A 26,020-nucleotide genomic window follows, 5' to 3' on the forward strand; every position below is an offset into this window, starting at 1 on the left:
TCCGCCGTGGTGAGTGCCACGCTATCCGGCGCGGGGCGGCCCGACCGGGTCCGGCAGACTGCAGGCATGACGCACACCCCCCGGTTCGCCTCCGTCGACGACGTCACCGAGCGCCTCGCGACGCAGGGCTACCTCGCCTCCGACGAGATCGCGACGACGGTCTACCTCGCCGATCAGCTCGGCAAGCCGCTGCTCATCGAGGGACCGGCGGGTGTCGGCAAGACCGCGCTGTCGGCGGCGGTGTCGGCGGCGACGGACGGCGAGCTCGTGCGCCTGCAGTGCTACGAGGGTGTCGACGAGGCGCGGGCCCTCTATGAGTGGAACCACGCCAAGCAGCTGCTGCGCATCACCGCGGCCGGCGCGCACCACGACACCGCGGGCGCCGACGAGGCGGACTGGAGCTCGGTCAAGGAGGACATCTTCACCGACGAGTTCCTCCTCTCCCGACCCCTGCTCACCGCGATCCGCAACGCGCACCCGACGGTGCTGCTCATCGACGAGCTCGACAAGGCCGACGTCGAGATCGAGGGCCTGCTGCTCGAGGTGCTCTCCGACTTCCAGGTGACCGTGCCCGAGCTCGGGACGATCAGGGCGAGCCAGACCCCCTTCGTCGTCCTGACCTCCAACGCGACCCGCGAGCTGTCCGAGGCGCTGCGCCGCCGCTGCCTCTACCTGCACATCGACTACCCCGAGGCCGAGCTCGAGCTGCGCATCGTGCGGCTGACCGTGCCCGACCTCGACGAGACCCTCGCGGCCTCCGTCGTGCGGCTCGTCGGGGCGCTGCGGGAGATGCGGCTGCGCAAGTCGCCCTCGGTCGCCGAGACCATCGACTGGGCGCGCACCCTCGTCAGCCTCGGCACCGGCGGCGAGCTGCAGCCCGAGCTCGTCCGGGCGACCCTCGGCGTCGTCCTCAAGCACCGCGAGGACATCGAGCTCGCCGTGCAGACCCTGGACCTGGACCGTGCCCTCGCCTGACCCGCTCGGCGAGCGCCTCGTCGACCTGGCCCGGGCGCTGCGCCGGCACGGCGTGACGGTCGGGACCTCCGAGGTGGCCGACGCGGCTTCTGCCGCAACGGCGCTCGGCCTCGACGACCGCGAGCGCCTGCGCACCGGGCTCGCCGCGACGATGATGCGCCGGTCGGCCGACCGGGCCGTCTTCGACCAGCTCTTCGACATCCACTTCCCGCCTGCGGTGGGGCACCGCACGGGCGATGCTCCGGACCTCGCGCCGACCGACACCGCGGGAGCCCGCGAGCGCGCGGCCGCGATCCGCGAAGAGCTCGTCGAGGCCCTCGCGCGCGGTGACCAGCAGGAGCTCGACCGCCTCGCGGCCCGCGCGGTGAGCGAGCTCGGCCGCCTGGCCAACGAGTCGTCGACCGGGGGCTGGTCGGCCAACCAGGCGATCGAGCGGCTCGCCCCGCAGACCGCGATCGCCGCTGCGCTGCAACGGGCGCGGGACGCCGGCGACGTCACCGGCGGGTCCGGCGAGGGCTCGGGCGGATCGGGCGAAGGGAGCGGCGGCGGCGCGGGCAGCGCGTGGCGGCCCGAGCAGCTCAGCGACCGCTACGACCGCGACGAGATCCGCCGACGGGTCGGGGCCTTCCGGCGCAAGGTCGAGACCGAGTCGGCGCGGCGCAATGCCGAGGTCCGCGGACGCGACCGCATCTCCCGCTACGGCGTGCGAGACCCCTTGGAGCGCAAGGACTTCCTGCTCACCGGTAAGACCGAGGCGGCCGAGCTGCACGCGGTGATCGCGCCCCTGTCGCGCAAGCTCGCGGCCAAGCTCGCCGCCCGCCAGCGGCGGCAGTCGCGGGGCACCATCGACATCCGGCGCACCCTGCGCGCGGCGATGTCGACCGGGGGCGTGCCGGTGCGCCCGGCCTACAAGCGCCGCACCCGCAGCCGGGCCGACATCGTCCTGCTGTGCGACATGTCCGGGTCGGTGGCGGGCTTCTCGCGCTTCACGATGCTGCTCCTGCAGTCGCTCGCCGGGGTCTTCCGCCGGGTGCGCTTCATCGGCTTCGTCAACACGTGCGACGACATCACCGACCTGGTGCGCGAGGCGCAGGTCGGCGAGGACATCAGCGAGCGGGTGGCCCGCGAGGCGCAGATGACCCGCTGGCACGGGTCGAGCGACTACGGCGCGGCCTTCGAGGACGCCGTCGAGCAGCACCTCGACGCCATCGGGCCGCGCTCGACGGTGCTGATCCTCGGTGACGCGCGGACCAACGGCACCGACCCGCGCGTCGACCGCCTGCGCATCCTCGTCTCCCAGGCCCGCTACGCCGCCTGGCTCAACCCCGAGGCGGAGCGCATGTGGGACACCGGCGACTCCGTGGCCAGCCGCTACGGCGAGGTCGTCGACATGCACGAGGTGCGCAACATCGAGCAGCTGCGGCAGTTCGTCTCCCGCCTGCCGGTGGGCTGAAGCCACTCCCCCTTCGTCTGCATTGCCCTACGGCAATGCAACCTCTCGACATCAAGAACCCGCATTGCCCTACGGCAATGCGGGTTCTTGACGTCAAGACACGGCATTGCCGTAGGGCAATGCAGTGTCCGGGTCGTCTCCTGTCGCGTCCGGTCGTCTCCTCTCGGTTCGCCGAGATCTGCAGAGGATCTCCAGATCGCGCCCCGGGGATCCGCCGGTCCGGCTCCCTAGCCTGATCCCATGACCGCTCCCGCACCGTGCGTGCTCGTCGTCGAGGACGACCCGACGATCAACCAGGCCCTGGCCGACCGCTTCACGGCGGAGGGCTTCGAGGTGGTGCGGGCGCACGACGGGCCGGGGGCGGTCGCCGCCCACGCCGCGCACGACCCCGCGGTCGTCGTGCTCGACCTCATGCTGCCCGGCTTCGACGGACTCGAGGTGTGCCGCCGGATCCAGGCCGACCGCCCCGTGCCGGTGCTCATGCTCACCGCCCGCGACGATGAGAGCGACATCCTCGTCGGGCTCGGGGTGGGTGCCGACGACTACCTCACCAAGCCCTTCCGCATGCGCGAGGTCGTCGCCCGGGTCCGGGCCCTGCTGCGTCGCGTCGAGCGCGCCGCCGAGCTGGGTCGCCCCGACGAGACGATCACCCACCTCGACGGCCTGACGCTCGACGAACGCACCCGACGCTGCACGATCGACGGCCACGCCGTGCACCTCACGCCGACGGAGTTCGACCTGCTCGCGCTGCTGGTTCACGAGCCCGGCGCCGTGCTGCGGCGCGAGCGGATCGTCGCCGACCTGTGGGGATGGGACGACGGGCTCGGCCGCGGCAGCCTCGACAGCCACGTCAAGGCGCTGCGCGCGAAGATCGGCACCCACCGCATCCGCACCGTCCACGGCGTCGGCTACGCACTCGACGACGGGGCCGGGCGATGAGTCGCTCCGCTCCCCTGCTCGAGCTCACCTCGATCCGCACCCGGCTGGCCGTGCTCGTCGGCGCGAGCGTCGTCGTCGCAGCCGTCGTCGGGACGATCGGCACCGACGCCGGCGTCCCCCTGTGGCTCGGGCTGCCGGCGACCATCGGCCTCGCCCTCGTCGTGACCCGGTGGCTCGCCACGGGCATGACCACCCCGCTGCGCGAGATGACCACGGCGGCCGAGCGCATGGCCAAGGGCGACTACCGCGCCCGCATCACGACGACCGGGCAGGACGAGGTGGGTGCGCTGGCGCGGGCCTTCGCGAGCATGGCGACCGAGCTCGAGCAGGGTGAGGAACACCGCCGTCGCCTCGTCGCGACCGTCGCCCACGAGCTGCGCACGCCCCTGTCGGCCCAGCAGGCCCTGCTCGAGAACCTCGCCGACGGCGTCACCACCCCGGACGAGACGACCCTGCGGGCCGCCCTCGCGCAGTCCGAGCGCCTCGGCTCCCTGGTCACGGACCTGCTCGACCTCTCACGCCCCGACAGTCGTCGGATCCCCCTCTCCCCCAGTCGGATCCGCGTGGGCGAGCTGCTCGACGACGCCGTCGCCGAAGCATCGCTCCAGGGTCGCGACGTCACCCTCGTCGTCGACGTCGAGCCCACCGACCTCACCATCACGGGTGACCGCGACCGACTGGCCCAGGTGACCGCCAACCTCCTCGACAACGCCGTGCGACACAGTCCAGCCAGCGGCACCGTCACGCTCACCGCCCGCACCACCGACGACGCGTGGACCCTCACCGTCGCCGACGAGGGCCCCGGCCTGACCCCCGAGCGGGCCGAGCGGCTCTTCCACCGCTTCGGTCCCGGCGGGGACGAAGGGGGTGGCACCGGCCTCGGCCTGGCCATCGCCGCGTGGGTCGCCTCGATGCACGGCGGCACGATCCGCGCCCTGGACGCCGACGCCGGGGCCCGGCTCGAGCTCCACCTCCCGCTCACCCCGCCGACCTCCCCTTCGCCGGCACCGTTGACCACGACCACCACTCAGGAGCCCACGATGACTGCAGAATCCGCGCCCTCCCTTCGAGGCTCGGCCGCGAACGGCCTCGCACCGGGTCCTGAGGAGGCGCGCCAGCGCCGTCTCGAAGGGCAGGGAACGGGTCTCTCGTTGTCGCGGTGGTGGCCCGAGCGGGTCACGCAGGCGCAGCCGTGGCTGCTGCTCGCCGCCTTCGCCGTCGGCCTGCTCGCCGCGATCCTGCTACCGGGCAACGCGATCGGGCTCGGGCTGCTCGTCGTCCTCACGGCCGGTGGCGCCGCACTGTGGCTCGCCTCGCCCCGCCGGGCGAAGCCGTGGTCGTGGTTCACCGCCACCCTCGCCCTCCCCCTCGGACTGACGACGGTCCTGCGCGACGACCCGGTGATGAGCTTCTTCGCCATCGCCGTCGCCGGGGTGCTCGCCGCGACCGCGTGCACCGATGCGCGCACGGTCGGCGGGATCGCCGCGTCGGTCATCGCCTGGCCCTTCTCGGCACTGCGCGGGCTGCCGCTGCTCGACAGGACGATCCGCGTCCTCGCCCGCCGGGGCAGCGGTTGGTCCATCCTGCGCACGGCCGTCGTGAGCCTCGCCCTGCTGCTCGTCTTCGGCGGGCTGCTCGCCTCCGCCGACGCCGTCCTCGGCTCGTGGGCCGCGGCCCTCGTGCCCGACATCAGCGACATGGCGATCTTCCGCGTCTTCGTCCTCGTCTTCTTCGCCGGCGTCACGCTCGCCGGTCTCTACCTCGCGATCAACCCGCCGACCGTCGAGGGGGCCGGGCTGTCGCCGCGCATCCCGGAGCGCGAGTGGCAGGTGCCCCTCGGGGTCGTCATCGCGATCTTCGTCGCCTTCGTCGTCGCCCAGGCCGCGGCCGTCGTCGGCGGACACGACTACGTCATGCGCACCGCCGGCGTCACCTACGCCGAGTCGGCCCGCCAGGGCTTCGGCCAGCTCACCCTCGCCACCGCGCTCGTCCTCCTGCTCGTCGCCGGGGTCCGCGCGCTCGGCCGCACCAGCACCGAGCGCGACCGCCGGGTCATGCGCGCCATGAACGCGGCCCTGTGCGTCCTCACCCTGCTCGTCGTCGCCTCCGCGCTGCGCCGCATGGCCCTCTACCAGGAGGCCTACGGCTACACGACGCTTCGGATCAACGCCGACCTCTTCGAGATCTGGCTCGGGCTCGTCGTCCTCGCGGTGCTCGTCTCCCTCTTCACCCCCACCCGGCGCTGGCTCGGACGCACGGTGCTCGTCACCGCGGCCGCCCTGACCATCGTCGGCACCGTCGGCAACACGAGCGCATGGGTCGCCGACCGCAACATCGAGCGGTGGCAGGCCACGGGCAAGATCGACACCTGGTACCTCAGCAGCCTGCCCGCCGACGCCGTGCCGACCATCGAGTCGAGCGCCCTGCCCGCGCACATCAAGCAGTGCGCGCTGTCGACGCACCAGGTGTACGGCGCGGGCGACGAGGACACCCTCGCCGGATGGAACCTCGCCCGCTCCCGCGCCGAGGAGATCCTGCAGCGCTACGACGACCCGACCCAGTGCACCGACTCCCGCGGCTGGTCGAGGTGACGGGCTCCCCCTTCGCCCTCGCAGGGGGTGGGCGAAGGGGGTGTCCGGCGCCACGATGCGGGCGACCAGCCGGGGGCGACGGTCACGCAGTAGTCTGCGGCCCATGGCCATCAGCAAAGTCCTCATCGCGAACCGCGGCGAGATCGCCGTCCGCATCGCCCGTGCCTGCGCCGACGCCGGCATCGGCTCCGTCGCCGTCTACGCCGAGCCCGACCGTGACGCCCTGCACGTCAAGGTCGCCGACGAGGCGTACGCCCTCGGCGGGCAGACGCCGGCCGACAGCTACCTGCTCCAGGACAAGCTCCTGCAGGTCGCCAAGGACGCCGGCGCCGACGCGGTCCACCCGGGCTACGGCTTCCTCGCCGAGAACGCAGACTTCGCCCAGGCCGTCCTCGACGCCGGGCTGATCTGGATCGGACCCAGCCCCCAGGCCATCGACGCCCTCGGCGACAAGGCCAAGGCCAAGCACATCGCCGTCAAGGCCAACGCGCCCCTGGCTCCCGGCACCAACGACCCGGTCAAGGACGCCGACGAGGTCGTCGCCCTCGCCGAGGAGTTCGGCCTGCCGATCGCCATCAAGGCCGTCTACGGCGGTGGCGGCCGTGGCCTCAAGGTCGCCTACACGATGGAGGAGATCCCCGAGCTCTACGAGTCGGCCGTCCGCGAGGCCGTCACGGCCTTCGGCCGCGGCGAGTGCCTCGTCGAGAAGTTCCTCGACAAGCCGCGCCACGTCGAGACCCAGTGCCTCGCCGACCAGCACGGCAACGTCGTCGTCGTCTCGACCCGCGACTGCTCGCTCCAGCGCCGCAACCAGAAGCTCGTCGAGGAGGCGCCCGCCCCCTTCCTCACCGAGGAGCAGCACGCCGAGCTCGTCCGCGCCTCCAAGGCGATCCTCAAGGAGGCCGGCTACGTCGGTGCCGGCACCTGCGAGTACCTCGTCGCCCAGGACGGCACCATCTCCTTCCTCGAGGTCAACACCCGCCTGCAGGTCGAGCACCCCGTGACCGAGGAGGTCACCGGCATCGACCTCGTCCGCGAGATGCTGCGCATCGCCGACGGCGAGGAGCTCGGCTACGACGACCCGATCGCCCGCGGCCACTCCTTCGAGTTCCGCATCAACGGCGAGGACGCCGGGCGCAACTTCATGCCGGCCCCCGGCACCGTGACCAAGATGCGCGTGCCCCACGGCCCGGGTGTCCGCTGGGACGCCGGCATCGAGGAGGGCGACACCGTCGCCGGGGCCTTCGACTCGATGATCGCCAAGCTCATCGTCACCGGCTCCACCCGCCAGCAGGCGCTCGAGCGCTCCCGTCGCGCCCTCGACGAGCTCGTCGTCGACGGCATGCCGACGGTCGTGCCCTTCCACCAGGCGATCGTCCGCGACCCGGCCTTCGCGCCCGAGGGTGACGCGCCCTTCTCCGTCTACACCCGGTGGATCGAGACCGAGTTCGACAACCAGATCGCCCCCTACGGCGGCGAGGTCGGCGAGGCGGCCGAGGACGAGGGTGAGCGCCAGAAGATCACCGTCGAGGTCGGCGGCAAGCGCCTCGAGGTCGTCCTGCCCGGTGGCCTCTCGCTCGGTGGCGGCGGCGGTGCCGCCAAGAAGAAGGCGCCGAAGCGCTCGGGCGGGAGTGGCGGCGGCGCCGCGGCCTCCGGCGACAGCCTCACCGCCCCCATGCAGGGCACGATCGTCAAGCTCGCCGTCGAGGAGGGCCAGGAGGTCGCCGAGGGTGACCTCGTCGTCGTCCTCGAGGCGATGAAGATGGAGCAGCCGATCAACGCCCACAAGGCCGGCACGATCACCGGCCTGCAGGCCGAGGTCGGGGCCACTGTGAGCAACGGCGCGGTCCTCGCCGAGATCAAGGACTGATGGGCGCCTCCCCCAGCAGCACCGTCGCCGCCCCCGGCACGCCTTCCCGGCGTGCCGGGGGCGGCGTCGTCATCGCCGTCCTCGCCCTCTGCGGGACGATCGTCTCGCTCCAGCAGACGATGGTGCTGCCGCTCGTCCCCGAGCTGCCCGACCTCATCGGCACGAGCGCCGGCAATGCCTCGTGGCTGGTCACCGCGACCCTCGTCGCCGGCGCGGTCGCGACCCCCGTCATCTCCCGCATGGCCGACATGTACGGCAAGCGGCGGATGATCCTCGTGACCTTGGCCGTCGTCGCGCTCGGTGCCCTCGTCGGGGCCTTCGCCCCCTCGCTGCCCTTCCTCATCCTCGCCCGGGCCCTGCAGGGCATGGGCATGGCGCTCGTGCCGGTTGGCATCGCGACGATGCGCGACGAGCTCGATCCCGAGCAGGTGCCGCTCGCCGTCGCCCTGATGAGTGCGACCCTCGCGATCGGGGCCGGCGTGGGGCTGCCGCTCGGTGGCTACCTCGCCGAGGCCTTCGACTGGCACATCGTGCTGTGGCTGCCCGGCGTCCTCGCCCTGCTGATGATCGCACTCGTCCTCCTCACGGTCTCGGAGTCGAGCGTGCGCACCGCGGGCGCCTTCGACGTGCGTGGCGCGGTCCTGCTCAGCCTGGCGCTCGTGCTGCTGCTCCTCGCGGTCTCCAAGGGCAGCGACTGGGGCTGGCTCGACGTGCGCACGCTCGGCTGCTTCGCCGCGGGCCTGCTGCTGTTCGGCCTCTTCGTCCCGCTCGAGCTGCGCATCCCCAACCCGCTCGTCGACATCCGCACCGCCTCGCAGCCGGTCGTCATCGCGGCCAACACGATCTCGGTCTTCATGGGCTTCGCGATGTTCGTCAACATGCTCGTGTCGACCCAGCTGCTGCAGACGCCGAAGGAGACCGGCTACGGGCTGGGGCTCGACGCGCTGCACGCCGGCCTGTGGATGGCACCCTCCGCCGTGGCCTTCGGCCTGCTCGCGCCGCTCTCAGGCTGGGTGACCCGCCGCTTCGGGCCCGAGATGGCGATCGGTGCGGGCGCGGCGATCATGGCGATCTCCTACCTCGCCCGCATCCCCTTCAGCCACTCGATCGGTCTCGTCGTGCTCGGCACGATCACCGTGACCATCGGGACCGCGCTGGCCTACTCGGCGCTGCCGACGCTCATCATGCGCTCGGTGCCCGTCACCGAGACGGCGGCGGCCAACGGCCTCAACACGCTGCTGCGCTCGGTCGGCACGTCGACGGCGAGTGCCGTGACCACCGCTGTGCTCGCGGCGACGATCACGGCCAGCGGGTTTCCCACCTACACCGGCATGGCCGCTGTCTTCGGTCTCGCGACGGCCGCCTCGCTCATCAGCCTCGGGCTGATCCTGCCCTTCCTGCGGCAGCGCTCCGCCGAGGTCCCGGCCCGACCCGACGTCGAGGAGCAGAAGGCCGACCACGTCGTCCACGGCCGGATCACCGACGCCGCGGGGCAGCCGCTCCCCGGGGCCGTCGTCACGGTGCTCGGCGGCCAGGGCTCGCACGTCGACTGGTCGCACACCGACTCGGCCGGTGACTACTCGGTGGCGACGGGCGGCCCGATCAAGCACCTCTTCGTCGTCACCGCCCCGGGCTGGGAACCCGTGAGCGCCTACGTCGACCTGGAGCGGGGCCCGCAGGTGCCGCCTCTGGTGCTGCGCGACCGGATGAGCGTCTCGGGCACCGTGATCGGTGTCGACGGGCAGCCCGCGGCGGACGTCTCCGTCGTCGTCACCCGCCGGTCTGGTGGGTCGGTCGACTGGATGCGTACCGGCCCCGACGGGCGCTACGAGCTGCCGGTGCCCAAGGAGGGCACCTATGTCGTCACGGCCGTCGACCGGGCCACGAGCGCCATCGTCACGCGGACCGTCGTGCTCGGTGGATCCGCCGTGCGCACCGACCTGCAGCTGCAGGCGGCAACGGTGACCGCGCCGGCCGACTGACCGCGGCCGGCGCGCCCGCCGGATCAGCCGGGCAGGGCCCCGCCGCCGGTCGAGGAGTCGCCCTGCGGCTCCGGGTCCGCCTTGGGGCTGGCGTCGCCCTCGGGCTCCGCCTTCTTCTCCTCAGGCAGGCCGAGCTTGTCCTCGACGAAGTCACCGGCCTTGTCGATGATCGACGTGAACTTGCCGCCGGTGCGCTTGTCGACGGCCTCCTGGACCTTGTCGATCGCACCGCGCGCCTGGTCCGGGTGGTCCCGGGCCGCGTCGCGTGCCTTATCGACATACTCGCCGCCGTTGAACTGCTGCGGGCTGTTGCTCATCCTCGGCTCCTTGGTCGCGGGCCGCGGGTCGGCCCCTTCGACCCTAGCGGCGGCAGCGCGGCGGCGTGCGCTCACTCCCCGTGGAGGGGGTGCAGGCGTCGGGCTGCCTCGGCGAGGGTGCCGGTGAGCGAGGGGTAGACCGTGAAGGTCGAGGCGACCTGGTCGACGGAGAGCCTGTTCTGCACGGCGATGGCCACGGGGAAGATCAGCTCCGAGGCGCGCGGCGCGACGACGACCCCGCCGAGCAGCGTGCCGGTCCCCCGGTAGGCGAAGAGCTTGACGAAGCCCTCCTCGATGCCGAGCATCTTCGCCCGCGGGTTGCGCGAGAGGGGCATCATCACGGCCTCGACGTCGGAGTTGTCCGCGGCGTCGGCGGCGCTCATGCCGACCGTGGCGATCTCGGGGTCGGTGAAGACATTGGCCGACACCGCTGAGAGACGAAGGGGGGTCACCGCGTCACCCAGCGCGTGCGCCATGGCCGTGCGGCCCTGCATCGCCGCGACCGACGCGAGCGCGAAGACGCCGGTGCAGTCTCCGGCGGCGTAGACGCCGCGGACCGAGGTCCGCGAGACGCGGTCGGTGACGATGTGGCCGGACTCGCTGAGCTCGACGCCGACCTCTTCGAGGCCGATGTCGCGGGTGTTGGGCACGGCACCCACGGCGATGAGCACGTGGCTGCCCTCGACCTCGCGGCCGTCCTCGAGGGTGACGACGACACCGTCGCCACGCCGCTCGGCCGACGCCATGCGCGAGCGGTTGAGCACGGTCATGCCCCGTCGGCGGAAGACGTCCTCGATGACGGCAGCAGCGTCCTGGTCCTCGCCCGGCAGCACGAGATCGCGCGAGGAGATGAGCGTGACGTCGGTGCCCAGGCCGAGGTAGGCCTGCGCGAGCTCGGCGCCGGTGACGCCGGAGCCGACGACGATGAGCTTGTCGGGGATCTCGGGCAGCTCGTAGATCTGCTGCCAGGTGAGGATCCGCTCGCCGTCGGGCTGCGCGCTCGGCAGGACCCGCGGCGTGGCGCCCGTGCTCAGCAGCACGACGTCGGCGCTGATCGTCTCGGTCGCGCCGTCGGCGCCCTCGACGACGACCTCGCTCGGCGAGGCGAGACGGCCGGTACCGGACGCGACCCGCACCCCGACCTCCTGCAGCCGGGCGGTGATGTCCGCGGACTGCGCCGCCGCGAGGTTGAGCACGCGGCGGTTGATCGCGTCGAGCTCGGCGACCGTCTCGGTCGCGACGTCACCCTCGTGGTCCTCGAGGTGCACCCCGAGCTCGGAGGCCGTCTCGAAGCCACCGAGGTAGTCGGCCGTCGCGATGAGGGTCTTGCTCGGGACGCAGTCGGTGAGCACCGCGGCCCCGCCGATGCCGTCCCGGTCGACGACGGTGACCGACGCCCCCAGGTGCGCGGCCACGAGGGCCGCCTCGTAGCCGCCCGGGCCGCCGCCGAGGATCACAACAGAGCTGGTTCGAGTCACGCCTCCCATCCAACCACCCTTGTAGATTGCGCCTGTGACCCAGACCGCTGACACCCAGGACCCCTTCGCCCTCGCCCGCGACGCGGCGGCCGTCATCGCCGACCGCACCGGCGTGGCGAGCCACGACGTCGCCCTCGTCCTCGGCTCCGGCTGGGGCCAGACCGCAGACCGGGTCGGCCGCACCGTCGCCACCGTCGAGCAGGCCGAGGTGCCGGGCTTCGCCGCCGCGGCCGTCGCCGGCCACTCCGGGCAGCTGCGCTCCGTCGAGATCGCCGACACCGGCCGGCGGGCGCTGGTCTTCGGCACCCGCACGCACTTCTACGAGGGCCGCGGCGTGCGCGCCGTCGTCCACGCGGTGCGCACCGCCGCCGCGGCCGGGTGCCGCGCGATCGTGCTGACCAACGGCTGCGGCGGGCTGCGGCCCGAGTGGGGCCCGGGCACCCCGGTCCTCATCAGCGACCACATCAACCTCACCGCGACCTCGCCGGTCGAGGGCGCCAACTTCGTCGACCTCACCGACCTCTACTCCCCCCGCCTGCGCGAGCTGGCCCGCGAGGTCGACCCCGACCTCGACGAGGGCGTCTACGCGCAGTTCCGCGGGCCGCACTACGAGACCCCCGCGGAGGTGCGCATGGCCGGGGTCCTCGGCGCCGACCTCGTCGGCATGTCGACGACGCTCGAGGCGATCGCCGCGCGCGAGGCCGGCCTCGAGGTCCTCGGGGTCTCGCTCGTCACCAATGCCGCCGCCGGCATCAGCGAGACTCCCCTGGCGCACGACGAGGTCGTCGCCGCCGGTCAGGCCGCCGCCGAGCGCTGCGGCACCCTCCTCGCCAGCATCGTCGCCCGGATCTGAGGCCCCCATGAGCTACACCTCCCGCCACGCCGCCGACGTCCCCGACGACCTGCTCGTCGCAGCGCGCGAGTGGGCTGCCGACGACCCCGACCCCGTGACCCGCGACGAGCTGCTGGCGATCGTGGCCGCTGCCGAAGGCGCCGTCCTGAGGCGCGACGAAGGAGCCACGAAGGGGGGAGACCCGGCTGCCGTCGCCGACCTCGCCGACCGCTTCACCGGGCTGCTCCAGTTCGGCACCGCCGGACTGCGCGGCGCCCTCGGCGCCGGCCCCCACCGGATGAACCGCGCCGTCGTCATCCGCGCCGCCGCGGGCCTCGTGGCCCACCTGCAGGAGGCGAGCTCCTCCCCCCTTCGAGGCGACTCCGTCGCACCTCAGGACGGCGCCTTCGTCGTCGTCATCGGCCGCGACGCGAGGTACAACTCCGACGCCTTCGCCATCGACACCGCGGCGGTCGTCACCGCCGCCGGCGGGCGAGCGGCGCTGCTGCCGGAGCCGCTGCCGACGCCGGTGCTGGCCTTCGCCATCCGGCACCTCGGTGCCGACGCGGGCGTCATGGTCACCGCGAGCCACAACCCGCCCCAGGACAACGGCTACAAGGTCTACCTCGGCGACGGCAGCCAGATCGTGCCGCCGAGCGACGCGCAGATCGCCGCCCAGATCGACCGGGTCGCGAGCGTCGCATCGGTGCCGCGGGCCGAGTCCGGCTGGGAGGTGCTCGGTGACGAGCTGCTCGAGGCCTACCTCGACGCCGTCTCGGGAGTCGTCGGCCTCGACACCCCACGCGACCTCTCCGTGCTGCACACCGCGCTCCACGGGGTCGGCGACACGACGGTCGAGCGTGCCTTCGAGCGGGCCGGCTTCTCCGCGCCGGCGAAGGTCGCCGAGCAGGCGGCGCCCGACCCCGACTTCCCGACCGTCGCCTTCCCCAACCCGGAGGAGGACGGTGCGCTCGACGCCGCCCTGGCGGCCGCCCGCGCGACCTCACCCGACCTCGTCATCGCCAACGACCCCGATGCCGACCGCTGCGCCGTGGCCGTTCCCGACCCCGCGGTCGACGGCGGCTGGCGGCTGCTGCGCGGCGACGAGCTCGGCGTCCTGCTCGCCTCGCACCTGATCATGCGCGGCGTCCCCGAAGGACGCCGGATGGCCAACTCCATCGTCAGCTCGCGGCTGCTCGCCGCGATGTGCCGTCTGTCGGGGGTGGCGCACGAGGAGACCCTCACCGGTTTCAAGTGGATCGCCCGCGTCGACGACCTGCACTACGGCTACGAGGAGGCGCTCGGCTACTGCGTCGCCCCCGACCTCGTGCGCGACAAGGACGGCGTCTCCGCGGCGCTGCTCATCGCCGAGCTCGCCGCGATCCTCAAGGCCGAGGGCCGCACCCTCCTCGATGTCCTCGACGACCTGCACCGCCAGCTCGGCGTGCACGCCACCGACGCCTTCTCCGTCCGGGTCGAGGACCTCGCCGACATCGGGCAGATCATGGCCCGGCTGCGCGAGACGCCGCCCACCGAAGTCGCCGGCTCCCCCGTCGCGAGCGCCGAGGACCTCTCGGCCGGTGCCGGCGGGCTGCCGCCGACCGACGGGCTGCGCTACCTGCTCGACGACGACTCCCGGATCATCGTGCGTCCCTCCGGCACAGAGCCGAAGCTCAAGGTCTACCTCGAGGCGATCGAGCCGGTCGCCTCCCGCGACGACCTGTCGGTGGCACGAGAGCGGGCCGCCGAGCGCCTAAGTCGGGTGCGGGCGGCGATGGAGTCGCTGACGGCGCTCTAGGGTCTCGAGGCTCGTTCCTCGCACCTCGACCCACGTATTGTTGGCTCTCGTGCCGACGCCAGCCCAGCCCCCTTCGACCGGACGTGTCGTCGTCCTCGCCGGGCCCAGTGGCTCCGGCAAGTCCCGTCTCGCCGCCCGCCTGCATCGTGACCACGGGTGGCCGGTCGTGCGGCTCGACGACTTCTACAAGGACCTCGACGCCCCCGACCTGCCCCGCAGCGAGGAGCTCGGCATGGTCGACTGGGACCACCCCGACAGCTGGGACGAGCCGGCGGCCGTCGCCGCGATGAGCACCCTCCTGGCGACCGGGACGGCGGTGATGCCGATCTACGACATCAGCGTCTCGCGGGCCACGGGCGAGCACACCGTGACGGCGCGACCCGACGACCTCGTCGTCGCGGAGGGCATCTTCGCGGCCGAGGCCATCCCCGCCCTGCGCGAGGCCGGTCTCCTCCACTCCGCCTGGTGCGTGCGCCACCACCGGCTCAAGACCTTCGTGCTGCGGCTGGCCCGCGACCTCAAGGAGCGCCGCAAGCCGCCCCTGACCCTCGTCCGCCGTGGCCTGGTCCTCATGCGGGACGAGCCGCGGGTCGTCGCCCGGCACGTCGAGCTCGGCGCCCGCTGCGCCACCCCCCGCCAGGCCGAGCGCCAGCTCGCCGGCGCCTGAGTGCCGTGGGCCCGACGTCGTACCGCACCATCGCCCGTGACGGCGAGGTCGAGATCGAGGTCAAGCGGTCACGCTTCCGGTGCACCCTCGAGCGAGTCGAGGACGAAGGGAGTGCCCGAGCCGTCGTCGAGCGCCTGCGCAAGCAGCACTGGGACGCCCGGCACCACTGCTCCGCCTTCGTCCTGGGTCCCGACGCGGGGGTGACCCGCTCCTCCGACGACGGCGAGCCCTCCGGCACGGCCGGAGCCCCGATGCTCGAGGTCCTCACCGGGCACGAGGTGAGCGATGTCGTCGCGGTCGTCACCCGGTGGTTCGGTGGGGTGCTGCTCGGCACGGGTGGGCTCGTGCGCGCCTACGGCGACGCGGTGCGGGCCGGGCTCGACGAGGTCGGCGCCCTGCGCCGTGAGCTCGTCGTCGAGCACGCGCTGACCGTCTCGCACGTCGAGGCCGGGCGGGTCGACAACGAGCTGCGCTCACGAGGCGTGCACGTCGTCGACGCCGACTACGCCGCCGAGGTCACCCTGACGCTCGGGGTCCCGGCCACAGAAGTCGCCGCCCTCGGCCCCCTCGTGGCAGAGCTGACCGCCGGCTCCGGTCGGCTGCGCGAGGTGGGGTCGCGCTGGGTCGACGCCCTAGGCTGAGGGCATGACCCGCCGTCCCCCCTTCGCCCCCGGCACGACCCTGACCGTCCAGGACGTCGCCGACCTCATCGACCACGCCCTGCTCAAGCCCGAGCTGACGCCCGACGAGGTGTCCGCGTCGGTCCGCGAGCTCGCCGCCCAGCGCATCTGGAGCGTGTGCGTGCGGCCGAGCGACGTCGCGCTGGCTGCGCAGACCATCGCCTCCGTCGAGGGCAGCCCCACCCGGGTGTGCACGGTCATCGGCTTCCCCCACGGCACGACGTCGACCGCGGCCAAGGTCGCCGAGTCCCGCCAGGCCCTCGCCGACGGAGCCACCGAGCTCGACATGGTGCTCAACATCGGCCGGCTGCGCGGCGGGGACGTCACGGCCGTGCGCGACGACATCGCTGCGGTCGTCGAGGTGGGCCACGAGGCCGGCGTCATCGTCAAGGTGATCTTCGAGACCGCGCTGCTCGACGAGCGAGCCAAGATCGACGCCTGCCGGGCGAGCGCCGACGCGGGGGCCGACTTCACCAAGACGTCGACGGGCTTCGCCGGGGGTGGCGCGACCCTGACCGACGTCGCGCTCATGCGGGCCAACACCCCCGACTCCATGGAGGTCAAGGCCTCCGGCGGCGTCCGCGACATCCCCACCCTCCTGGCGATGCTCGCCGAGGGCGTCACCCGCATCGGCACCTCGAGCACCGCGGCGCTGCTCGCCGAGGCAGAGCACGTCGGCGCGGCCGGTCTGCTCGTCCCGGAGCCGGGCCAGACCGCCGACGCCGGGCCGAGCACCACCTACTGATCCGAGGTCGTCGTCGTTGGTGTCACCTGGTTGCCTCGCACTCGGGCGGAGTCAGCGGGCGGCGGCGTACGCGGGCTTGATCGTCCCTTCGATGAGCTCCAGACGCTCGTCGAAGGGGAGGAAGGCCGACTTCATCGCATTGGTCGTCACCCAGCGCAGGTCATCGAGGTCCCAGCCCGCCTCGGTCACCAGGGCGTGCATCTCGCGGGTCATCGACGTGTCGGACATCAGCCGGTTGTCGGTGTTGAGCGTGATCCGGTAGCGCAGCTTGGCCAGCAGGGTGATCGGGTGCGCCGCGATCGACGGCGCCGCCCCGGTCTGGACATTGCTGTGCGGGCACATCTCGAGCGGCACCCGGGTGTCACGGACGAAGGCGGCCAGACGCCCGAGCCGCAGCTGCGAGGGGTCCTCGCGCGCCGCTTCGTTGGCCGCCAGGGGGTCGTCGGTCACCGTCGCGCCGCGGAAGCCGATGTCGTCGACGATGCGCACGCCGTGCCCGAGACGGTCGGCGCCGCACCACTGCAGCGCCTCCCAGATGCTCGGGAGACCGAAGGCCTCTCCTGCGTGGATCGTGAAGTGCGCATTCTCGCGGCGCAGGTACTCGAAGGCGTCGAGGTGCCGGCTCGGCGGGTACCCGGCCTCGGCGCCCGCGATGTCGAAGCCCGCGACACCCCGGTCGCGGTAGCGCACGGCCAGCTCGGCGATCTCCCGCGACTTCGCGGCGTGCCGCATCGCGGTGAGCAACGACCGGACGACGATCGGGCGGCCCTCGGCGGCGGCCAGCTCCTCCCCTTCGCGGAAGCCGGCGTCGACCTCCTCGACGACCTGCTCGAGCCTCAGCCCACCCTCCAGGTGCTGCTCGGGGGCGTAGCGGGACTCGGCGTAGACGACGCCGTCGCGGGCCAGGTCGAGCACCGATTCACGGGCCACGCGCCGCAGTGCCGGCGCGGTCTGCATGACGCCGACGGTGTGCGCGAAGGTCTCGAGGTAGCGCTCCAGCGACCCGGAGTCCGCGGACTCGCGGAACCACCGCGCCAGACCCTCGGCGGTCCGGTCGGCACCGCTCACCGGCAGCTCGTGACCGACCTCGTCGGCGATCTCCAGGACCGTGGCCGGTCGCAGGCCCCCGTCGAGGTGGTCGTGCAGCACGACCTTGGGCAGGGCCCGAATCGCGGCCTCGTCGAGGCTCATGCCTCGTCCTCGCGGTGCACGGTGTCCGGAGCGAAGGCCGGGGTGCAGATCGCGACGTACTCGGCACCGGCGTTGCCGGTCGAGTAGCGCACCCGCTCCCCCGCCCGCGTGACGATGCTCTGCCCGGCGTGCACCTCGGTGGTGCCGCCGTCGTGCTCGACGAGGACCGTCCCCGCGACGACGAGCGTCACCTCGTCGAAGTCGGGCCGCTGGGCCGGCTCGGACCACCCGGCCGGGGCCTTCATGTGGGCCACCGACATCGCGGTGCTGCCGGTGGCGACCCGGCCGACGTGCTCGGCGATGACCTTGCCGCCGGGGACGTCGATGATCGAGGGCTCGGCGTTGAGCTCGGGCACCTCAGGCCCCTCGGGCGGTGATCCGGTCGAGGACGACCTCGCGCGCGGCAGGGGCCTGCTCGCTGATCCGCCAGGCACCCTCGAGGGACTCCTGCGCCCGCGCGAAGCGCTCCGGGGTGTCGGTGTGCAGCGTCAGCAGCGGCTGGCCCGCGCTCACCCGCTCCCCCGGGCGGACGTGCAGCTCGACGCCGGCGCCGGCCTGCACCGGGTCCTCCTTGCGGGCCCGCCCGGCACCCAGGCGCCAGGCGGCGACACCCACGGCGAGGGCGTCGACGTGCTCGAGGTGACCGTCGGCGTCGGCGGTGATCGTCTCGGTCTCGGCAGCGGTCGGCAGTTCGGCATCGGGGTCGCCACCCTGCGCCGAGATCATCCGGCGCCACACGTCCATCGCCCGCCCGTCGGCCAGCGCGGCGCGCAGCTCGTCGGCACCGACCTCCTGGCCCGCGGCGCGGGTCATCTCGTCGGCCAGGGCCACGGTGAGGTCGACGACGTCCTGCGGGCCGCCGCCGGAGAGGACCTCGACGGACTCGCGCACCTCGAGGGCGTTGCCGGCGGTCAGACCGAGCGGCACGGACATGTCGGTGATGAGCGCCACGGTGTTGACCCCCGCGTCGGTGCCGAGGTCGACCATCGTGCGCGCGAGCTCGCTCGCGTCCTCGCGGGTCTTCATGAAGGCCCCCGAGCCGACCTTGACGTCGAGCACGAGCGCCCCGGTGCCCTCGGCGATCTTCTTGCTCATGATCGAGCTGGCGATCAGCGGGATCGCCTCGACGGTGCCGGTGACGTCGCGCAGGGCGTAGAGCTTCTTGTCGGCGGGGGCCAGCCCGGCACCCGCGGCGCAGATGACCGCGCCGACGTCCTCGAGCTGGGCGAGCATCGCGTCGTTGGTCAGGTCGGCCTGCCAGCCGGGGATCGACTCGAGCTTGTCGAGGGTGCCGCCGGTGTGGCCGAGACCGCGGCCCGACAGCTGCGGCACCGCGACGTCGAAGACCGCGACGAGGGGCGCGAGCGGCAGGGTGATCTTGTCGCCGACCCCACCGGTCGAGTGCTTGTCGGAGGTCGGCCGGCTCAGGCCGGAGAAGTCCATCCGCTCGCCGCTGGCGATCATCGCCGCGGTCCACCGGGCGATCTCGGGACGGGTCATGCCGTTGAGCAGGATCGCCATCGCGAGCGAGGACATCTGCTCGTCGGCGACGACCCCTCGGGTGTAGGCGTCGATGACCCAGTCGATCTGCTCGGGCGTCAGCTCCCCGCGGTCCCGCTTGGTCCGGATGATGTCGACGGCGTCGTGCTGCTCGGTCACGGTGCTCCCTTCGTCAGGTCATCGGCACCGAAGGCCTGGGGCAGGATCTCGGCGAGGCCCCGCTCGCCCTCCGGCGTCTGGATGCGGCACTGCGGCCCGCCGTGCTCCCACAGCAGCTGGCGACAGCGGCCGCAGGGCATGAGCGTCTCACCTCGCGCATCGACGCACCACACGGCGACGAGCCGGCCGCCCCCGGTGCGCACGAGGTCGCTGATCAGCCCGCACTCGGCGCACAGGCCGACGGCGTACGACGCATTTTCGACATTGCACCCGCTCAGCAGGCGCCCGTCGTCGGCGTAGCCGGCCACGCCCACGGGGAAGTCGGAGTAGGGCGCGTAGGCCCGCTCCATCGCCTCGACCGCGGTGACCCGCAGCCGCTCCCAGTCCGCCTCGCTCAGCGCGTCAGCCACCTCAGTGGCCTTCGCCGCGCCGGTAGATCTTGCCGTTGGCCGCCGGCATCCGCAGGCGTTGGCTGGCGAAGGCGAGGACGAGCAGGGTCGTCAGGTGCGGGGCAAACCGGGTGACGTCGCCGGGGACGGTCTCGGTGATCACGAAGATCACGCCGACGGCGATACCGATGGCGACGGCGATGGTGCCCTGGACGTAGCGCTGGCGGCGCAGGACCTGCCACAGGCCGAGACCGACGAGCAGCACCGCGATGAGCAGGAGCAGCGCGTGGATCGCGTCGCCGCCACCGCGCAGCTGCAGTGCGTCCATGAAGCCGAAGAGCCCAGAACCCATGAGCACCCCGCCGGGGCGCCAGTTGCCGAAGATCATCGCGGCGAGACCGATGTAGCCGCGGCCGTCGGTCTGGCTCTCGCGGTAGGCGTTGGACGCGACCATGGCGAGGAAGCCGCCGCCGAGACCGGCGAGTGCACCGGAGGCCGTCACCGCGACGTACTTGTAGAGGTAGACGTTGACGCCAAGGGTCTCGGCGGCGACCGGCGACTCACCGCACGAGCGGACCCGCAGGCCGAAGGGGGTGCGCCACAGCAGCCACCACGTGCCGACGATGAGCAGCAGGGCGATGACGGTGAGGATCGATAGGTTGGTCGTGGCGGCCCGCAGCAGCGCGGCGAGCTCGGAGACGAAGAACCAGCCCTTGTCCTCGACGGACTTCAGCGGGTCGGAGATGCCGGGGATGCCCACCCGCGGGAGCGAAGGGAGTGGCGGCGACTGCACGTCGCTGCCGCCTTCGAGCTCGCCGAAGAAGCGGGCGGCGAGGTAGCTCGCGACGCCCATGGCGACGATGTTGAGCGCGACACCGGAGACGATGTGGTCGACGCCGAAGGTCACGGTCGCCAGGGCGTGGACGAGCCCGCCGACCGCGCCGCAGACCATGGCTCCGACGATGCCCATCCACGGGCCGCCGTGGATCGCGCCGAAGGCGGCCCCCCACGTACCGAGGATCATCATGCCCTCGAGGCCGATGTTGATGACCCCGGCCCGCTCGGACCACAGGCCGCCGAGACCCGCGAGGGCGAGGGGCATGGCGAGCGCCAGGGTGGCACCGAGGGTGCCGGAGGAGGAGATGTCGCTGATCCCCGTGACCAGACGGATCGCGGAGAGCGCGACGAGGACGCCGGCGAGGGCGAGCGGCCAGGCCCAGAAGGGGATGCGGCGGGCAGTCGTGGACGGAGCGATCTCGGTCTCGGTGCCGACACTCAGGCTCATGCCGTGGCTCCTTCCGTGGTGACGCCGGCATCGAGCTGGCGGGTGACCTGCTTCTGCTCGAAGCGCCGCTCGAATCGGGCGACGACCTCGTAGGCGATGACGACGGCCAGCAGGATGACGCCCTGGATGATGTAGACGAGCGCCGGGGAGACGCCGGCCTGCAGCTGCAGGCCGTCGCTCGCCTTTTCCAGCCACGACCACAGGAGCGCGGCGAAGGCGATGCCGACCGGGTGGTTGCGACCCAGCAGGGCGATGCCGATGCCGATGAAGCCGACGCCCTCCTGGAAGTTCAGCCCGTAGCTGTGGTCGGCCCCGAAGAAGGCCGGCATGCTGATGAGGCCGGCGACGGCGCCGGAGGCGATCATCGCGATGAGCACCATGCGCGGCACCTTGACACCGCTCGCGACGGCGGCCGACTCGGACTCACCCGTGGCGCGCACGTCGAAGCCGAACCGGGTGCGGTTGATGACGAACCAGTAGGCGATGCCGATCGCGATCGCGAGCACGAGCAGCGTGTAGACCCGGTTGGGTGCGTCGGCGAAGACCGCGAAGCCCTCGAGCTGGCTCGACTCGGGGATCTCCTGCGTGTTGCGGGTGTTGCTCCCCTCGGCGCGCTGGCCCCAGGTCCGCAGCCCCCAGCCGACGAGTCCGGCGGAGATCGTGTTGAGCATGATCGTCGAGATGACCTCGGAGACTCCGCGGCGGACCTTGAGCCAGCCGGCGATGCCCGCCCAGAAGCCACCGACGAGCATCGCGACGAGCATCGCGAGCACGATGTTGAGCACCCCGGGCAGCCAGCCCTGACCGGCGATGAGCGCCGCGGCGAAGGCGGCGATCCGGTACTGACCGTCGACGCCGATGTTGAAGAGCTTCATTCTGAAGCCGACGGCGACGGCGACGGCCGCGATGTAGTACGTGATCCCGCTGTTGATGATGTTGACCATCGTGCGCGGGCGCGGCTCGGACAGGAGCGTCGACCACACCTTGCCGACGGGGTCACCGACGAGCACGAGGACGAGCGAGGTCACGACGAAGGCGACGACGATGGCGAGCACGGGTGCGGCCAGCGTCAGCAGGAGGCGACGGAGGCTGAGCTTCATGAGGCGTCCTTCCCGGCGCCGGTCATGGCGCTGCCGAGCTCCTGGCTCGTGACCTTGTCGGGGTCGAACTCCCCGGTGATGCGTCCGCGCAGGATGACCTTGATCGTGTCGGAGAGGCCGATGAGCTCCTCGAGGTCGGCGCTGATGAGCAGCACCGCCAGGCCCTCGCGACGGGCCTCCCGGATGAGGTCCCAGATCGCGGCCTGGGCGCCGACGTCGACGCCACGGGTCGGGTGCGAGGCGATGAGCACCTTGGGTGCATGGCTCATCTCGCGCCCGATGATGAGCTTTTGCTGGTTGCCGCCGGACAGCGAGCCGACGGTGACGTGGATGCCGGGTGTGCGCACGTCGTACTCGGCGACGATCCGCTCGGTGTCCGCGCGCGCGTCCGACGGGGTGAGGATCCCGCGGCGGGAGGCAGGGGCCTGGGTCTGGTGACCGAGCATCCGGTTTTCCCACAGCGGGGCGTCGAGCAGCAGGCCCTGACGGTGGCGGTCCTCGGGGATGTAGCCGACGCCTGCCTCGCGGATGCGGCGCACGTCCCAGTCGGAGATGTCGATGCCCTCGAGCTCGATGCTGCCGCTGACCGGCTCGCGCATGCCCATGAGCACCTCGACGAGCTCGGCCTGGCCGTTGCCCTCGACGCCCGCGATGCCGACGACCTCGCCGGCGTGGATGTCGAGCGTGACGTCCTCGAGGGCGTTGCGCCCGGCGCCGGCGAGGGTGATGTCCCGGACGGAGAGCACGACGCGGTCGGTGACCGTCGATTCCTCGGTCTCCGGGGTGGGCAGCTCGGACCCGACCATGAGCTCAGCGAGCTGGCGGGCCGTGACGTCCTGGGGCAGGACGGTGTCGACGGTGGTGCCGCGGCGGATGACGGTGACCCGGTCGGCGACGGACAGCACCTCGTCGAGCTTGTGCGAGATGAAGAGCACCGTGATGCCCTCGCGCTTGAGCTCACGCAGGTTGCCGAAGAGCTCGTCGACCTCCTGCGGCACGAGTACCGCGGTGGGCTCGTCGAGGATGATCGTGCGCGCACCCCGGTAGAGCACCTTGAGGATCTCGACGCGCTGCCGGGCTCCGACGCCTAGGTCGGCGACGAGCTCGCGGGGGTCGATCCCGAGGCCGTACTCGTCGGAGATCCGGGTGATCTCAGCGCGGGCCGCGGCACCGATGCCGTGCGGCTTTTCGGCGCCGAGCACGACGTTTTCGGCGACGGTGAGGTTGTCGGCGAGCATGAAGTGCTGGAAGACCATGCCGATGCCATGCTTGATCGCGTCGGCCGGGCTGTGCAGGGTGACGGGCTCGCCACCGACGGAGATGGTCCCCTCGTCCGGCCGCTGGACCCCGTAGAGGATCTTCATCAGCGTCGACTTGCCGGCACCGTTCTCACCGACGATCGCGTGGACCGTGCCCCGCTCGACGCCGAAGGAGATGTCCCGGTTGGCGACGACGCCCGGGAAGCGCTTGGTGATGCCCTCGACCGCGACCGCGAGGTCACCGGTGGGTGGGCTCGAGGCCGAAGGGGGGTCTGGGACGGTCGTGCTCATGGTGCCTCCGTGGGACGTCCGCGGGTTGGTGCCGCAGGCGAAGGGTAGCGATCCCGGACGGGCCCCGGGGTGCCGGTCGGCGTCACTTGGACGGGACGGTGATCTTCCCGTCGACGATCTGCTGCTTGTAGTCGTCGAGCTCCTTGGTGATGTCGTCGATCTTGCCGCCGGTGGTGGCGTACGAGACACCGCCGTCCTTGAGGTCGAACTCCTGGAGGCCGGTGAGCGGCTCACCCTCGGTCGAGGCCTTGATGTAGTCGAAGACAGCGACGTCGACGTTCTTGACCATCGAGGTGATGATGACGTCCTGGACGTCCTTCTCCGCGGTCTTGGCCTGGTCGGAGTCGACGCCGATGGCCATCTTCTTGTTGGCCTTGGCCGCCTCGAAGAGGCCCGATCCGGAGCCGCCGGCCGCGTGGTAGATGACGTCGGCGCCCTTGTCATACATGCCCTCGGCGGCGGTCTTGCCCTTCGCCGGGTCAGCGAAGCCCGAGCCGTCCTCGGCCAGGTACTTGGTCTGGACATCGATCTTGGGGTCGACGGCCTGGGCGCCGGCCTTGAAGCCCGCCTCGAACTTGTTGATCAGGGGCACGTCGGTGCCACCGATGAAGCCGACCTTGCCGCTCTTGGACTTCAGCGCCGCGGCCGCGCCGACGAGGAAGGAACCCTCGTGCTCAGCGAAGACGAGCTGGGCGACGTTCTCGCCCTCGGAGTCGGCCGAGGCGTCGTCGATGATCGCGAAAGAGACGTCCGGGTTGTCCTTGGCCGCCCCGCCGATCGCCTTGGCGTAGATGTAGCCGACACCGATGATGTTGGTGCAGTCGGCGTCGACGAGCTGGTTGAGGCGGTCCTCGCGGGCAGCGTCGTTCTCGCCCTGGCTGGCCTCGACCTCCTCGATCTCGACGCCGAGCTCCTCCTTGGCCTGGTCCAGGCCCTTGGCCGCCGAGTCGTTGAAGGACTGGTCGCCGCGGCCACCCACGTCGTACGCGAGGCAGGCCTTGACGTCGCTGCCCTCCGCGGACGTGGCGTCACCACCCGAGTCGCTGCTGCCGCAGGCGGTCAGGGCCAGGGCGGCGACGGACATGATCGATGCGGCCTTCACGGTGTGACGCAAGGCGCTCTCCTTCTCGAGCAGGGGTACGAGTGACGCACGAGCGCCATCGCGGGATGCTACGTCGCGGCAGCCCCCACGTCAGGAGTCCGTGTGATCGGTGGGACCAACTGTTATGAGACCGCGACCGAAGGGGGAAAACCCTCACCCGGGTGCAGGGTTGCGGGTCAGGCGTCCTCGACGCGGGTCCACTCCCCCGCCGCGGCCAGGGTGAGCAGCGCGGTGCCACCCCGCACCGCGCCCTCGTCGACGACGAGGTCGCCCTGGTGCAGGTCGAAGGTGCGGCCGCCGTGGGTGCGGGTCCCGAGCCGGGCCATCGCGCCCTCCGCCTCGTGGAGCATCCACGCAAAGTCCTCGCCGCCCAGGCTGTGCGGGGTCGGGACCGGACGCAGGCCGGCGGCCATCGTCGCCCGGCCGAGCGCGGCGACGGCGGCCGAGTCGTTGACCACCGGGGGGACGCCCCGGACGTGGTCGACGGCCGCGGTGACGCCGTAGGGACGCACGACATCGGCGACGACCTCGTGGAGCAGCGGGCCGATCTCCTCCCACAGGCCGACGTCCAGCATCCGCAGCGTGCCCTGCGCGACGCCCGTCGAGGGGATGACGTTGATCGCCTCGCCGGCCGAGACGCGTCCCCAGACGACGACGAGCCCGGCGCGGGGGTCGACCCGGCGGCTGAGGACGGCCGGCACGTCGGTGACGACCTTGCCGAGGGCGTAGGTGAGGTCCTCGGTGAGGAAGGGCCGCGAGGTGTGCCCTCCGCGCCCCCGCAGGGTGACGGTCACCTGGTCGGCAGCCGCGGTGAGCGGACCCTCGCGCAGGCCGATCTCGCCGACGTCGAGCGAGGGGTCGCAGTGCACCGCGTAGACGGTGTCGACGCCCTGCATCACCCCGGACTGGACGAACGTGAGCGCCCCGCCCGGCATCTGCTCCTCGGCGGGCTGGAAGACCAGTCGCACACCGACGTGACGTGCCGCGAGCTCGTCGGCGACCTCGGCCAGCGCCAGCCCGGCGCCGAGCAGCGCCGTGGTGTGCACGTCGTGGCCGCAGGCGTGGCAGACACCGTCGACGGTCGAGCTCCAGTCGAGGCCGGTGCGCTCGCGTACGGGCAGGGCGTCGATGTCGCCGCGCAGGGCGACGCGGCGACGCGGCTCGGTGGCCCCGAGGTCGACGACGAGCCCGGTCTCGCTCACCGAGCGCGGCTCGAGCCCGGCGGCCTCCAGCCGCTCGCGCAGGCGCGCGGTCGTGCGGTGCTCCTGGAAGGAGATCTCCGGGTGGCGGTGCAGGTCTCGCCGGAAGTCGATCAGCTCGGGCACCAGCCGGTCGACGACACGCAGCAGCGTCGGGGCGAGGGGAGCAGTCATGGCGGTGCGACTCTACCGACGTCCACGGCCGGGGACGTGGAGGT

The 26,020-nt window shown here is 72.4% G+C and carries 22 protein-coding genes; 11 read left to right on the forward strand and 11 right to left on the reverse strand.

The genetic code is table 11. The features are described from left to right. Positions 1–66 precede the first annotated feature (66 nt). The 6 genes from NYE39_RS06580 to NYE39_RS06605 all read left to right on the forward strand — a co-directional run bounded on the left by NYE39_RS06580 (position 67) and on the right by NYE39_RS06605 (position 9,810). On the forward strand, positions 67–975 hold the full coding sequence (locus NYE39_RS06580; protein ID WP_341012185.1) for an AAA family ATPase: 909 nt from the start codon (positions 67–69) through the stop codon (positions 973–975). Next, on the forward strand, positions 962–2,428 hold the full coding sequence (locus NYE39_RS06585; RefSeq protein ID WP_341012186.1) for a VWA domain-containing protein: 1,467 nt from the start codon (positions 962–964) through the stop codon (positions 2,426–2,428). Before NYE39_RS06580 ends, NYE39_RS06585 begins: the two co-directional genes overlap by 14 nt. 240 nt (positions 2,429–2,668) lie before the next feature. After that, the gene (locus tag NYE39_RS06590; protein WP_192910639.1) at positions 2,669–3,367 is read left to right on the forward strand and encodes a response regulator transcription factor; all 699 of its coding nucleotides are present in this window, start codon (positions 2,669–2,671) and stop codon (positions 3,365–3,367) included. Continuing rightward, the gene (locus NYE39_RS06595; RefSeq protein WP_341012187.1) at positions 3,364–5,958 is read left to right on the forward strand and encodes a DUF4153 domain-containing protein; all 2,595 of its coding nucleotides are present in this window, start codon (positions 3,364–3,366) and stop codon (positions 5,956–5,958) included. Before NYE39_RS06590 ends, NYE39_RS06595 begins: the two co-directional genes overlap by 4 nt. Positions 5,959–6,061: 103 nt before the next feature. Then, positions 6,062–7,828 (forward strand): acetyl/propionyl/methylcrotonyl-CoA carboxylase subunit alpha, encoded by a 1,767-nt coding sequence (locus NYE39_RS06600; protein ID WP_341012188.1) that lies wholly within the window; start codon positions 6,062–6,064, stop codon positions 7,826–7,828. After that, the gene (locus NYE39_RS06605; protein WP_341012190.1) at positions 7,828–9,810 is read left to right on the forward strand and encodes an MFS transporter; all 1,983 of its coding nucleotides are present in this window, start codon (positions 7,828–7,830) and stop codon (positions 9,808–9,810) included. Before NYE39_RS06600 ends, NYE39_RS06605 begins: the two co-directional genes overlap by 1 nt. A 23-nt stretch (positions 9,811–9,833) precedes the next feature. Here the strand turns inward: NYE39_RS06605 and NYE39_RS06610 are convergent, their stop codons facing one another. Next, positions 9,834–10,127 (reverse strand): antitoxin, encoded by a 294-nt coding sequence (locus NYE39_RS06610; protein ID WP_341012191.1) that lies wholly within the window; start codon positions 10,125–10,127, stop codon positions 9,834–9,836. A gap of 71 nt (positions 10,128–10,198) precedes the next feature. Continuing rightward, entirely contained in the window at positions 10,199–11,614 is a 1,416-nt protein-coding gene (locus NYE39_RS06615; protein WP_341012192.1) for an NAD(P)H-quinone dehydrogenase, read from the reverse strand. Between the two features lie 25 nt (positions 11,615–11,639). On the opposite strand from NYE39_RS06615, the gene NYE39_RS06620 reads away from it, so the two are divergent. The 5 genes from NYE39_RS06620 to deoC are packed head-to-tail and all read left to right on the forward strand — an operon-like array spanning position 11,640 to position 16,327. Further along, a complete protein-coding gene (locus tag NYE39_RS06620) occupies positions 11,640–12,458 on the forward strand; it encodes a purine-nucleoside phosphorylase (RefSeq protein WP_341012193.1) in 819 nt (272 codons plus the stop codon). 7 nt (positions 12,459–12,465) lie between these two features. After that, positions 12,466–14,235 carry a phospho-sugar mutase gene (locus tag NYE39_RS06625; RefSeq protein ID WP_341012194.1) on the forward strand — a complete coding sequence of 590 codons (1,770 nt, stop codon included), beginning with the start codon at positions 12,466–12,468 and terminating at the stop codon, positions 14,233–14,235. A 49-nt stretch (positions 14,236–14,284) separates the two neighbouring features. After that, positions 14,285–14,902 carry a uridine kinase family protein gene (locus NYE39_RS06630; protein WP_341012195.1) on the forward strand — a complete coding sequence of 206 codons (618 nt, stop codon included), beginning with the start codon at positions 14,285–14,287 and terminating at the stop codon, positions 14,900–14,902. Between the two features lie 5 nt (positions 14,903–14,907). Further along, complete coding sequence (locus NYE39_RS06635; protein WP_341012196.1) at positions 14,908–15,543, forward strand: YigZ family protein; 636 nt, start codon at positions 14,908–14,910, stop codon at positions 15,541–15,543. Between the two features lie 4 nt (positions 15,544–15,547). Further along, complete coding sequence (deoC, locus tag NYE39_RS06640; protein ID WP_341012197.1) at positions 15,548–16,327, forward strand: deoxyribose-phosphate aldolase; 780 nt, start codon at positions 15,548–15,550, stop codon at positions 16,325–16,327. 51 nt (positions 16,328–16,378) lie between these two features. Here deoC and NYE39_RS06645 read toward each other — a convergent pair whose 3' ends face one another. The 9 genes from NYE39_RS06645 to NYE39_RS06685 form a co-directional block, all read right to left on the reverse strand. Continuing rightward, positions 16,379–17,518 carry an adenosine deaminase gene (locus tag NYE39_RS06645; RefSeq protein WP_341012198.1) on the reverse strand — a complete coding sequence of 380 codons (1,140 nt, stop codon included), beginning with the start codon at positions 17,516–17,518 and terminating at the stop codon, positions 16,379–16,381. Then, entirely contained in the window at positions 17,515–17,874 is a 360-nt protein-coding gene (locus NYE39_RS06650; protein WP_072625232.1) for a cupin domain-containing protein, read from the reverse strand. Before NYE39_RS06650 ends, NYE39_RS06645 begins: the two co-directional genes overlap by 4 nt. A 1-nt stretch (position 17,875) precedes the next feature. After that, positions 17,876–19,177 carry a thymidine phosphorylase gene (locus NYE39_RS06655; protein ID WP_341012199.1) on the reverse strand — a complete coding sequence of 434 codons (1,302 nt, stop codon included), beginning with the start codon at positions 19,175–19,177 and terminating at the stop codon, positions 17,876–17,878. Then, a complete protein-coding gene (locus tag NYE39_RS06660) occupies positions 19,174–19,587 on the reverse strand; it encodes a cytidine deaminase (protein ID WP_341012200.1) in 414 nt (137 codons plus the stop codon). Before NYE39_RS06660 ends, NYE39_RS06655 begins: the two co-directional genes overlap by 4 nt. Position 19,588: 1 nt before the next feature. Continuing rightward, complete coding sequence (locus NYE39_RS06665) at positions 19,589–20,851, reverse strand: ABC transporter permease (protein WP_341012201.1); 1,263 nt, start codon at positions 20,849–20,851, stop codon at positions 19,589–19,591. Further along, complete coding sequence (locus NYE39_RS06670) at positions 20,848–21,951, reverse strand: ABC transporter permease (protein ID WP_341012202.1); 1,104 nt, start codon at positions 21,949–21,951, stop codon at positions 20,848–20,850. Before NYE39_RS06670 ends, NYE39_RS06665 begins: the two co-directional genes overlap by 4 nt. After that, on the reverse strand, positions 21,948–23,501 hold the full coding sequence (locus NYE39_RS06675) for an ABC transporter ATP-binding protein (protein ID WP_341012203.1): 1,554 nt from the start codon (positions 23,499–23,501) through the stop codon (positions 21,948–21,950). The genes NYE39_RS06670 and NYE39_RS06675 overlap by 4 nt, the downstream gene beginning before the upstream one ends. Positions 23,502–23,583: 82 nt before the next feature. After that, a complete protein-coding gene (locus tag NYE39_RS06680; protein WP_341012204.1) occupies positions 23,584–24,615 on the reverse strand; it encodes a BMP family lipoprotein in 1,032 nt (343 codons plus the stop codon). 164 nt (positions 24,616–24,779) lie between these two features. Continuing rightward, a complete protein-coding gene (locus NYE39_RS06685) occupies positions 24,780–25,976 on the reverse strand; it encodes an amidohydrolase (RefSeq protein ID WP_341012205.1) in 1,197 nt (398 codons plus the stop codon). Between the last annotated feature and the right edge of the window lie 44 nt (positions 25,977–26,020).

This window comes from Janibacter sp. FSL W8-0316 (assembly GCF_038004165.1).
GTDB lineage: Bacteria > Actinomycetota > Actinomycetes > Actinomycetales > Dermatophilaceae > Janibacter > Janibacter indicus.

Coding starts and splice junctions, on each gene's coding strand:
- NYE39_RS06580 (WP_341012185.1), top strand. CDS start 67: ATGACGCACACCCCCCGGTTCGCCTCCGTCGACGACGTCACCGAGCGC.
- NYE39_RS06590 (WP_192910639.1), top strand. CDS start 2,669: ATGACCGCTCCCGCACCGTGCGTGCTCGTCGTCGAGGACGACCCGACG.
- NYE39_RS06595 (WP_341012187.1), top strand. CDS start 3,364: ATGAGTCGCTCCGCTCCCCTGCTCGAGCTCACCTCGATCCGCACCCGG.
- NYE39_RS06600 (WP_341012188.1), top strand. CDS start 6,062: ATGGCCATCAGCAAAGTCCTCATCGCGAACCGCGGCGAGATCGCCGTC.
- NYE39_RS06605 (WP_341012190.1), top strand. CDS start 7,828: ATGGGCGCCTCCCCCAGCAGCACCGTCGCCGCCCCCGGCACGCCTTCC.
- NYE39_RS06610 (WP_341012191.1), bottom strand. CDS start 10,127: ATGAGCAACAGCCCGCAGCAGTTCAACGGCGGCGAGTATGTCGATAAG.
- NYE39_RS06615 (WP_341012192.1), bottom strand. CDS start 11,614: ATGGGAGGCGTGACTCGAACCAGCTCTGTTGTGATCCTCGGCGGCGGC.
- NYE39_RS06625 (WP_341012194.1), top strand. CDS start 12,466: ATGAGCTACACCTCCCGCCACGCCGCCGACGTCCCCGACGACCTGCTC.
- deoC (WP_341012197.1), top strand. CDS start 15,548: ATGACCCGCCGTCCCCCCTTCGCCCCCGGCACGACCCTGACCGTCCAG.
- NYE39_RS06645 (WP_341012198.1), bottom strand. CDS start 17,518: ATGAGCCTCGACGAGGCCGCGATTCGGGCCCTGCCCAAGGTCGTGCTG.
- NYE39_RS06665 (WP_341012201.1), bottom strand. CDS start 20,851: ATGAGCCTGAGTGTCGGCACCGAGACCGAGATCGCTCCGTCCACGACT.
- NYE39_RS06670 (WP_341012202.1), bottom strand. CDS start 21,951: ATGAAGCTCAGCCTCCGTCGCCTCCTGCTGACGCTGGCCGCACCCGTG.
- NYE39_RS06675 (WP_341012203.1), bottom strand. CDS start 23,501: ATGAGCACGACCGTCCCAGACCCCCCTTCGGCCTCGAGCCCACCCACC.
- NYE39_RS06685 (WP_341012205.1), bottom strand. CDS start 25,976: ATGACTGCTCCCCTCGCCCCGACGCTGCTGCGTGTCGTCGACCGGCTG.